Genomic DNA, 11,405 nt, shown 5'->3' with positions numbered 1-11,405 from the left:
CTCGGCCCTTTTGACAAATCCATTTTTTACAGAAGCCTTGCGAAAAGAGGTCATTGCTCCGGATGAGAACTTCCTATCGCATTCCCCGGCAAGGCTTTTTCCCGGGTAGGGTAGCCTGATTCACATCCGCAAGTCGGGTTATTGGGTGACTCTCGCGGGAAACCACTATGAATAGACGTCCTTTTTCTCAGTCTTAGGGAGGAGTTTGAACTTCCGGTTTCCGGTTTCTGCTGTCTTTTTTGTTTCTACCTTTGCCATGTGAATACTCGTTTTAAATCACATATCGAAACCCATTTTCCGGAACTGCTGGACACTCCTTTTTTATTGGCGTGTAGCGGTGGTATTGACAGTATGGTCCTATGGCAGCTCTGCAGGGATTCCGGGCTGCCGTTCGAAGTGGCACACTGTAATTTTGGTCTGCGGGGCACGGAAAGCGATAAAGATGCTGCCTTTGTACTGGAAATGGGTGACAAATGGGATGCTAAAGTTCACGTAAAAAATTTTAAAACAGTTAGTTATAGTAACCAAAATAAACTATCACTTCAGGAAGGTGCACGAAGGTTGCGCTATGCCTGGTTTAGGGAAATACTCGCGAATAGTCAACTCGCATATACTGTAACAGCGCATCAGGCGGATGATGTTTTAGAAACTTTTCTGATCAACCTAATCCGGGGGACCGGGCTTGAAGGTCTTTCGGGAATCCCAGAGCGGGCACAAAACATACGCAGGCCTTTCCTGCCTTTTCAGCGCATGGAAATTGAAGCCTATGCCCAGAGTCGGAAAATCCCATGGCGGGAGGATTCTTCGAACACAGAAGAGAAATACCTCAGGAATCGATTAAGGCATACCGTGGTGCCTCATTTAAAGCGCGCAGATACGCGGATGTTTACCAATTTTCAAAAGACATTGGGTTTTTTAAGGGGCAGTAATGCCCTGATGCGAAACCATATTTCAGCTATCCGGCAGGAAGTATTTCAGAAAAAGGGCGACATTATTCAGGTACCCCTGGAGGCACTGATGCGTTTAGAGCCGCTGGACACCTATCTTTTCGAACTTTTCAGGCCCTATGGTTTTACGGACTGGAAGGCACTGAACCGACTCATAGATGGGTTGAGTGGAAAGGAAATCCGCTCTGAGAGCCACCGTCTGCTCAGGGACCGGGACGCACTTCTTATGCGGCCACTTTTAGGCACGGATGAAGGAACTTACCCGGTCTATCCCACAACCGAGGGTAGGGGAGTGTCCTCTAATTTAATTATTAGCAGTGTTACCGCATTGGCTGCGGCAGGACCCAACGTACTATATGTGGACTCAGAAACGTTAAAGGAGGGACTGCAATTGCGAAAATGGAAAAAAGGCGATTATTTTTACCCCCTGGGAATGAAGGGCAGGCAAAAGGTCTCCAAGTACTTTAAAGATCATAAGTTCAACTTGTTTGAAAAGGAAGACCAGTGGATTCTGTGCAGCGGAAGCGAGATTGTCTGGCTGGTAGGCCATCGTCCCGATGAGCGTTTTAAAGTTCAGGCTGCGACAAAAGAAATTCTGAAAATTGAATGGATCGGATAAAAACGATTTTACTTGTATTTTTTGTGTGTTTGATGAGCCAGGGGGCCACATTGCACGCTCAGGCTTCGGCTGATCCCGTACAATGGTCCCAGGAGCTGGTCCGGGAATCAGATAGTATTTACACCCTGGTATTTGAGGCCCGGATAGACCCCGAATGGCACTTGTATTCCCAGTATACCCCCCCGGGTGGGGCCCTTCCCACGGAGTTTACCTTTAAAAACGAAGGTGGGGGCTACAGGACTCTGGGGCCCGTTGTGGAAAGCGAAACCCAGACGGCCTTCAGTGAGATTTTTGAGGTAGACGAAACCTTTTTTAAGGAAACCGCTCGATTTACTCAGAAGATTCAACTTACGGACCTAAAAATTAATGGAATTCAGGTCGATATGTTTTATCAGGTTTGCGCAGAGGTTTGCATAGGGGTGGATAAAACCTTCTTATTCTCCCTTTCGGATCAACCGTATGTCCCGGAAGCTACTGCCCTCGATGCTGAATCCCTGGCAAAAGGGGATGCGCTGCTGCTGGATCTGAAAAATAAGGAGCGCCTGGTACAGGACTCCGGGTCAGGCAGTAACTCCAAGCAGGGCATCTGGGTGATTTTCGGCCTGGGTTTTATAGGAGGATTGCTGGCCTTGCTTACTCCTTGCGTATTTCCAATGATCCCGCTAACCGTATCTTTTTTCACCAAACAGACCCAGAGCAGGTCCAAAGGGGTGGCGCGAGCCGGATTTTACGGATTCTGTATTGTCCTGATCTATTTTCTGCTCAGTCTGCCTTTTCATTTCTTTGAATCCGTCGATTCGCAAATCCTGAATACCATTGCGACGAACATTTGGCTAAACCTCTTCTTTTTCGTTGTATTTGTGGCCTTTGCATTTTCCTTTTTCGGTTATTATGAACTCACCCTTCCCTCCTCATGGGCGTCAAAGGCCGATCAGGCTTCCGATAGAATCGGAGGGGCCATCGGGATCTTTTTTATGGCCCTTACCCTGGCGATCGTATCCTTTTCCTGTACAGGACCTATCCTCGGGGGCTTGCTGGGCAGTACGGCGCTTTCGGAAGGGGATGTCGCCACGAACCTGACCGCTGGCATGGTGGGATTTGGCTTTGCCCTGGCTTTGCCATTTACCTTATTTGCCTTATTTCCGTCATGGCTACAGCGTCTTCCAAGTTCGGGAGGGTGGATGGAAACTGTTAAAGTAGTCCTGGGATTTTTAGAACTCGGGCTTGCCCTGAAATTCCTTTCAAATGCGGACCTTATCGGAAATTGGGGTATCCTGAAAAGGGAGGTCTTCCTCGGGATCTGGATTCTCCTGGCCCTATTACTCGCGGCCTATTTGCTCGGTGCTTTCCGCTTTAAAAAAACGGGGGCTGCTGTCCGCCGTTCGCCCTGGAGTATAGGCGGCGCCCTACTATCTCTCGGGTTTGCGGCCTATCTGACCTATGGCCTGTTCACCGGTACTCCCTTAAAGGCGCTTAGCGGTTTCCCCCCTCCTGATTTCTATACAATAAGCGATCAGAATTCAGATTGCCCCCTCGGCCTGGAATGCTACAAGGATTTTAATAAGGGGCTGGAAGAGTCCCGTGCCAGCGGGAAGCCTATCCTGCTTGATTTTACGGGTTGGGCCTGTGTGAATTGTCGTAAAATGGAAGAACAGGTTTGGAGCGATCCCGAGGTGTATCAGAGACTAAGGGATGACTATGTACTGATATCCCTCTACGTGGATGAACGAAAACAACTCCCTGCAGATCAGCAATTTGTCTTTTTCTATGAAAATGGTGCTCAAAAAGAGATTGAGTCTGTAGGGGACTACTGGAGTACCTTCCAGAATTTGAATTTTGGTGCAGTATCTCAGCCGTACTATGTACTTCTTTCCCCATCCCTCGAGATACTGGCTCCCCCGGTCCAAAACACCGATGTGGATACCTATCGCACCTGGTTGGATTCCGGGATTGAGGCCTATGAAAACCTGGCTGACTCTGGATCAGATTCTTTTGCATTGCAGGGATCCGGACCTGTCCAGTTGGATTAACCCTGAGTTTTGAGTTATTCAGAAAGGACTTATCTTTAGAATTCACTTTTTAAAGTAAGTCCTTGAAACTCATAAAACGCCTTCTGGTTATTCTCGGTATTTTCCTGCTCCTTATCCTGCTTGCCGGGGTCCTTTTTGTACAACATCAAAAACCTGAATACGCAGGGAATAAAGAGCTGGTTAAATTACAGGATTCCGTAACCGTTTATTTTGACACCTATGGTATTCCCCACATCTATGCCAAAAATGAGCCCGATGCCTTCCGGGCGCTGGGTTATGTCCACGCCCAGGACAGGTTGTGGCAGATGGAAGTGCTTCGCCGGGTAGCTCCCGGAAGGTTGTCTGAAGTCTTTGGGGTGGATGCCCTTGCCAATGATCAACTCTTCCTGGGTCTGGGAATCGATGAAGCCACCCAAAAAGTGCTGGCCCGGGTGGACCCGGCAGATCCGGCCATCGTTTTGGCACAGGCGTATCTAGATGGCATCAATCAATACATTGAGGAAGGACCGACCCCTATAGAGTTCTATCTTACAGGGCTTGAAAAACAGCCATTTACACTGGAGGATGTATATAATTCAGTAGGTTATATGGCCTTTAGCTTTGCCATGGCCCACAGGACGGACCCTTTTCTGATGGAGGTCAGCGATCGGCTGGGACGGGAATATGTTGCTGAATTGTTGGGCACCTCACCGTCAAACACGACAATGATCCGGACCTATGACTCCAGATTCCCTGTGGATTCCGCACACTTACTTTCGGCAAATATTCGGAAGATCCTGGAAAACACCCCATTGCCCGCTCTTGAAGGCAGTAATTCCTGGGTGATCAGCCCGGATAAAACCAAAAATGGCAGCGTTATCCTGGCCAATGACCTCCATATCGGATTTGCACAACCCTCTGTCTGGTACGAGGCGCATATCATCACCCCGGAATATGAAAAATACGGGTATTACCTGGCTGGTGTCCCGTACCCCCTGCTCGGGCATGACCGTCGAATGGCCTACGGGCTGACCATGTTTGAGAATGACGATATCGATTTTTATTCCGAGACCCTGGATTCCGCTGATAGTTCCCGTTATAAAAGACCTGAAGGATGGGGTGTTTTTGAAACTATTGAAAAACAGATCGGGGTGAAAGATGCAGACCCTGTGACCTTTAGCTATCGAAAAACAGATCGGGGGCCTGTGCTGAATGGCGTTCTGAAATCCCTTAAAGGCTCTGACCCGGTAAGTATGTCCTGGGTGTACACCCAGGGTCCGAACCAGGTTTTGCAGGCCCTTTACGGAATCAGCCATTCCAAGGACATCGTGGGTTTTGAAAAAGCGGTTGAGTATATCCACGCCCCGGGCCTTAACGTTATGTATGGAGACGCTGAGGGAAATGTAGCCTGGTGGGGAGCCGCACGGCTAAATACGCATCCGGACAGCCTGAGTACAAAGCTATTTCTCGATGGGGCCACTGTGCCTGCCCCGGTACAACAGCCTTTCGCTGAAAACCCCAGGACAATTAACCCGCCCTGGGGATATGCTTATTCCGCGAACAATCAGCCGGATAGCACCCAGTATGGGGTTATCCCCGGATATTACCTTCCCGAGAACCGGGCGCGCCGGATAGAATCCATGCTGGAGCCCAGGGATGACTGGGACAGGGATGCGGTCATGGAAATGATCACCGATGTTACCTCGGACGTAAACCCGGAAATTGTCGCGAGCCTGGCCGGGGCTTTGTCGGGAAAAAGCCTTGAAGCAGAGGCACAGCAAATGCTCGAGGCCTTAAAAGCCTGGGATGGAACCGCCGATCTGGAAAGCAAAGAAGCTGTACTTTTCCACCGGTGGGTTTACGAATTTCTCAGTGCTACCTTTAAAGATGAGTTGGGCGCAGAGGGCTTCGAATCCCTGTTAAGTACCCATTTAATCAAGCGGTTAATTTCCCCAATGTCGCGGAAGGACGAATCGGTTTGGTGGGATGATATCCGTACCCCTGAGGTCGTTGAACAACGCGGTGATATTGCCTTTAAGTCCTTTGAAGCCGCTGTGGCGTCGATTCAATCGGATTTCGGGGATTACCAGGGCGAATGGGGCTGGAAGGACGTACATACCGTGGAATTTAACCATCCCTTTGGACGGGTGGAATCCCTTCGGTCCTATTTCAATGTTGGTCCGTTTCCTGTAAACGGCACACGGGAAGTCATTAATAATCTGATGTTTCCCTATGATTCTACAGGTTTCTATAAGGTAAGTGCCGGTCCATCAACCCGCAGGGTCATCGACTTTTCCGATATCGAAGAAAGTATGAGTATCCTACCCACCGGCCAGTCCGGAAATCCGTTTAGTCCCCATTACGACGATCAGGTACAGCTCTATTTAGAGGGTAAGTTTCGAAAAATGCTGCTGAATCAAAAGGAGATTCAAGAAAATTCCAATTCTATCCTTATATTTAGTTTCGACCGTTAACCAGCCATGTTCATCCAACCGGGATTTCCGGCACCTGTCAAATCCATCAATCCTACCTTCCTAAATGCAGAGGCAGCTATATATTGCATTTTTACTCGTTTGTATTCCTTGCAGTCTTTGGGCCCAGGAGACTCCCGAACCGATCCAAATTCAATATGAGGCACTGACCATTCCAGAGATTTTACAAAAATTACAACGGGAATCCGACGTGCAATTCTATTACCTGCCGAATTGGTTTGGGGACGAGAAGGTTTCCGGGTCCTTTTCGGATATCACCCCAGAGGAATTCCTCTCTGAATTGCTTCAGGATACACCTGTCACCTTTTACCCGTATTCGGAAAAGATCTTTGTCCTTTCCAGAAACAAACAGATCTACGATGCCTTGCCCAATGGTTTTTTCGGATCGCTTCCGGACTCGCTCCAACCCACGGGGGTAGCGGCCGCCACAGATCAGCAACAGGTTCCTTTGCCTGTATTTATAAATCAGGAGGAACTGGCTTCCCGCCCCGCTCAGGTGGAAACGGTGCGGATTGGAAAACAAGATCGCTCCGCTTTGGGAAGCATATTTACGCTCTCGGGATATGTGAGGGAACGGGAAAGTGGCCGGTCAATCGCAGACATGGTTATCCTGGATAAAACCAACGGGAACGGGACGACCACAAACGAAAGTGGTTATTATGAAATCAGGTTGCCGGCAGGACTCAGTGTATTACAGGCCAGATCCGTCGGAAAAGAAAGCACCCTCAAACAAATGATTATTTATAACGACGGATCCTTTGACTGGTATGTGGAGGAAGGTGTTGAACAATTGGAAGAGGTGGTTGTTCAGGCCGAGCAAGAACGGAATGTGAAGGCTGTCATTTCGGGGACCGAAGTTATTAATGCAGAGGAAAGCAAGGATATCCCCCTGGTCCTCGGAGAGCGCAATATCCTGGATGTCGCGGCCAGCCTTCCGGGTATTTCAAGGGCAGGTGAGGGGGCGGTTGGCCTCAACGTCCGGGGTGGACGCACAGATCAGAATATGTTTTTGCTCAATCAGGCGGTCGTGTACAATCCCACACACTTTTTTGGGATTTTTCAGGCTTTGAACCCATTTATCACCCAGCAGGTGGAAATTTTTAAAGGGGTCATTCCTGTAGAATTTGGAGGCCGGCTTTCTTCTGTATTCGATATTTCGACCGTTGATGGAAATACAGAGGAGATAAAGGGTGAAGGGTCAGTGGGTCCTGTAACGGCCAACCTGGCATTGGAAGTTCCCGTACGTAAGGGGAAATCATCTCTAGTCGTAGGTGGCAGGGGTGCCTATTCTGATTGGATCCTGCGGGCACTGGACGATGAAGATTTAAACAATAGTACCGCATCTTTTTACGATGTTATCGCTACCTACACCGATCGTCTAAACGAGAATAACCGTATCAAGGCGACGGGCTATTACAGCAACGACCGTTTCAGCCTGACGGCGGATTCCACCTTTTCCTATTCCAACCGGGCAGCTTCGGTGGTGTGGAACCATAAGTTCAGCGAACGAAACAACGCTACTTTTTCACTTTCCAACAGCCGCTATGCCTTTGATATCGTGTACGACGCAGAATCCAATACAGACTTTACCCTTGGATATGCCGTGGATGAAACGGAGTTCAGGGCTTTTAACCGATTTCGTATAAACGACAGGCATCGTCTGACTTTCGGGCTCGCAGGGAAACTCTACAATATTCGCCCGGGTACCCTCGAACCGGACGGGACCGAATCGGATGTGGTGGGTCAGGACCTGCCCAAGGAACAAGGAGTAGAAGGAGGTGTATTCATAGCCGATGACTGGGATGTGACGGATCGACTCAGCGTGAGCGCCGGGGTACGGTTGTCTGTTTTTGCGGCCACGGGCCCTTCCGAACAGAACGTCTATGCACCCGGGCAGCCCCGGAATGCAGGGACGGTCATCGATACCCTGACCTTCGGGAGTGGGGAAACCATAAAGACCTATGGCGGGCCGGAGGTCCGGTTTTCCACCCGATACTTGTTTACGCCTGATTTTTCTATCAAAGCCGGGTTCAGCAATATGTATCAGTACATCCATACCCTCTCCAATACCACCACAGTTTCTCCGATAGACACCTGGAAACTGAGTGATTTGAATATCAGGCCGCAGACTTCACGGCAGGTGACGCTTGGCATGTTCAGGAATTTGGAGGAAGGGGCTTTTGAGGTCAGTGTAGAAGGATTCTATAAATGGTCTGAGGATGTACTCGACTTTAAAACAGGAGCCCAGATTCTCTTGAACGACGCTATAGAAACCGAGGTGATACAGGGAGATGGCCGAGCCTATGGGGTCGAATTTCTCTTTAAGAAAACCCAAGGCAAACTCAACGGCTGGCTCGGATATACCTATTCCCGGTCTCTTATTCGCTTTGATAGCCCATTTCCAGAGGAGCGGGTCAACAACGGGGAATTCTTTCCCTCTAATTACGACCGGCCACACGACGTCAGCCTGATCGCCAACTACAAGTTTACTAGACGCTACAGCGCTTCCCTGAATTTCGCCTATCAGACAGGACGCCCGATAACCTATCCAGTGGGTCAGTTTAATTTCAATAATTCGGATTACGTATTCTACAGCGACAGGAATGCCTTCCGGATACCGGATTACATCCGTCTGGATTTGGGGGTCAACATTGAGGGAAATCATAAAAAGAACAAATTAGCCCATAGTTTCTGGACTATTTCCGTCTATAATGTTTTGGGAAGGAACAATCCCTATTCTCTATTCTTTGTTTCTGAGAACGGGGAGGTCAAGGCCTTGCAGAGTTCGATTTTTGCAATCCCGATCCCGTCGATTACCTATAATATTAAGTTTTAAACAACCGAAATGCAGTTGCCGCCTGACATATGGAATTTAATCCCGCCTTTTTGTCTACCAGGCTTTCTGTTGGGAAGTACATCAAGACCTGAATTCTGGATCGAATGAGAAATAGAGTGAACCATATACAGATACCCAGATTTTGGAATAGTTCCTCTAAGGATGGTCGTCCCACTATCTGGAATCGACCGGGTAGCTTCATCTGCCTGCTTGCCGCGGCTCCTGTGTTGTTTTTTTCTTGTGTGGAGACCGTGGAATTAGAAGAGCAAAGTACGCCAGACTTATTGGTCATTGAAGCCTCCCTGACGGATGAGCTGAAAAACCAACAAATACGACTCACCCGTAGCTTTGGTTTTGAAACTGATAGTGTCCCCCCGGAAACCCGTGCCCAGGTTGCCGTGGAAACAAACCAGGGAGAAACTTTTGCCTTCCGACATGCTGAAAATGGGGTCTATGTTTCGGACTTAGAATTTGCAGTGGAACCGGGGCGGACGTATGAATTGGTGATCGTTGCTAGCGATGGCGCGATATACAGATCGACCCCGGAAGAGTTGTCCGGTATCGCACGTATCGACAACCATTACGCAGAACGCGAACTTAATGAAAAGGGTACGGACGGCGTTTTCATTTATTTGGATGGCGCCCCTCGGTCCGAGGGTGCTTTGTACTACAGATACGAATATGAAGAAACCTATAAGATTATAGCACCAGAGTGGACGTCCAGGGATTTCCAGCTCACGAATTACGACCCTTGCGCCATCCCAATAGAATACGACCTTGAGATTGTTCCCAGAACTGAAGAGCAACAAACCTGTTATAAGACCGTGCCTTCCACCCGTGTGCTTCAAAACGACGTAACCACCCTTGCAAATCCCGAAATCCTGAGGTATCCCGTCCGGTTCCTCGGGGCCACAGATTTTATGATCAGCCATCGGTACAGCATCCTGGTCCGTCAATTTGTGCAATCTGCCGAGGCGTTTTCATATTTTCAAAGCCTCAACGATTTTTCGGCATCTGAATCAGTGTTCAACAGCGTCCAGCCCGGTTTCCTGAGCGGGAATATCGAAGCCGTCAATCGCATTGAAGCCCCGGTTATAGGATTTTTTGAAATAACTTCGGTAAGTGAGGAGCGCCTCTTTTTTAGTTTTGAAGATCTCTTTCCGGATTTGGAAAAGCCCCCTTTTGTGATCAATTGTGTTCCCACTTCCTCTCCTGAGGGACACATTTCTTATTGCGCGCCTCAACCTGGGCCGAACCCCTGTCCGCAGTCTATAGTAGAGCTTGTAAACCTGGGTCTGATAGCCTATATCTCCCCCAACTCTGAGGGCCTTGGGACCTGTCCGGGTACTTATGCTTATGTCAGGAGGGAATGCGGGGATTGCACGGTACTGGGGAGTAATGAAGTTCCTGAGTTTTGGATTGAATAAAAGATATGCGAATACAACTAAAAATCATCAGCCTCCTTCTCACCCTGCATTGTGGCCAGCTATTGACTGCACAGGTTCGCATTTCCAGTGAGGAAGAACTGGAACTCCTGAGGGAAATCCCCATGGAATATGTTTATATCCATACCCCGGGTACCCTCTATATGCCGGGGGAATACCTTTATTACAGTTTGTACTGTATCAATACTCAGAACTACCGACTCAGTGAACTCAGCGAGGTGGCTTACCTGCAGCTTATCGGAGAAGATAATACCGTGGTTTTTTCCCAGAAAATCGATCTTGAAAAGGGCAGGGGACAGGGCGATTACTTTTTTCCGACAGATTTACCATCCGGGAATTATAAACTTGTGGCATTTACACATTGGATGAAAAATGCCGGGCTTGCCCAGTTTTTTAGTGCCGATGTCACCTTTTTGAATCCATATCGTTCCGATCAGAGTGTATTTCTGAATCCGGAAAACAACAGGGCAGAATGTACAAACTCCAAAGATTCTGGTTTTGAAGATGGTGGACAAAACACGCCTTCCAGAGATCTTGGGTTGCAGTTGGAAAAGACTGTTTATAAAACAGGGGAAATGATAAGGCTACAACTTAAGAATTTCAGGGGGAGCAGGGGATACGGAAACTATTCCCTTTCGGTTCGAAAAGCGGATGATTTACAAGCACTCACACCGGTGCGCTCCACGGAATTTGCGGCATACTCCCTGGAATTCCTCAAGCGCATCCCGCAGCGGGTAAATGATATCCTGGCCATTCCCGAACAGCGGGGCGAATTGATTTCCGGCCGGGTAACCACTTCCGAAGGTACTGCGCTGGAGGACCGATGGATCGCCATTTCACTCCCGGGTCCTGATTTTCAGGTGAAAAAAGTACGTACAGATGAAGAGGGAAAATTTTACACCTACCTTACCCGGCCCTACAGAGACCGGATGGGTATGGCAGTTTTGGTATCGCCCGGAATGGAAAACGTTGATTTTGAATGGTATACCCCCTATGATTTTGAGGGAACAATCCCCTGCTTTTACAATTTTCAACTAAAACCGGATCAGGCTGGGGT

5 protein-coding genes and 1 pseudogene are annotated in these 11,405 nt (G+C 48.7%); all 6 read left to right on the top strand.

Going from position 1 to position 11,405, the window contains the following annotated elements; all coding sequences use genetic code 11:
* Positions 1 to 258: 258 nt before the first annotated feature.
* The gene (tilS, locus tag WBV75_RS05845) at positions 259 to 1,566 is read left to right on the top strand and encodes a tRNA lysidine(34) synthetase TilS (RefSeq protein WP_424119708.1); all 1,308 of its coding nucleotides are present in this window, start codon (positions 259 to 261) and stop codon (positions 1,564 to 1,566) included.
* Entirely contained in the window at positions 1,554 to 3,596 is a 2,043-nt protein-coding gene (locus WBV75_RS05840; protein WP_424119707.1) for a cytochrome c biogenesis protein CcdA, read from the top strand. The genes tilS and WBV75_RS05840 overlap by 13 nt, the downstream gene beginning before the upstream one ends.
* A gap of 62 nt (positions 3,597 to 3,658) precedes the next feature.
* Complete coding sequence (locus WBV75_RS05835; protein WP_424119706.1) at positions 3,659 to 6,049, top strand: penicillin acylase family protein; 2,391 nt, start codon at positions 3,659 to 3,661, stop codon at positions 6,047 to 6,049.
* A 64-nt stretch (positions 6,050 to 6,113) separates the two neighbouring features.
* Positions 6,114 to 8,903, top strand: coding sequence for a TonB-dependent receptor (locus WBV75_RS05830; RefSeq protein ID WP_424119705.1), 2,790 nt, complete (start codon positions 6,114 to 6,116; stop codon positions 8,901 to 8,903).
* A gap of 104 nt (positions 8,904 to 9,007) precedes the next feature.
* A complete protein-coding gene (locus WBV75_RS05825) occupies positions 9,008 to 10,330 on the top strand; it encodes a DUF4249 domain-containing protein (protein ID WP_424119704.1) in 1,323 nt (440 codons plus the stop codon).
* Between the two features lie 5 nt (positions 10,331 to 10,335).
* Positions 10,336 to 11,405: pseudogene (locus tag WBV75_RS05820) on the top strand (hypothetical protein); the annotation flags it as partial.

Origin of the sequence: Robiginitalea sp. (assembly GCF_049588695.1) — a bacterium.
Lineage (GTDB): Bacteria > Bacteroidota > Bacteroidia > Flavobacteriales > Flavobacteriaceae > Robiginitalea.
This window is presented reverse-complemented; position numbering and strand designations above follow the sequence as displayed.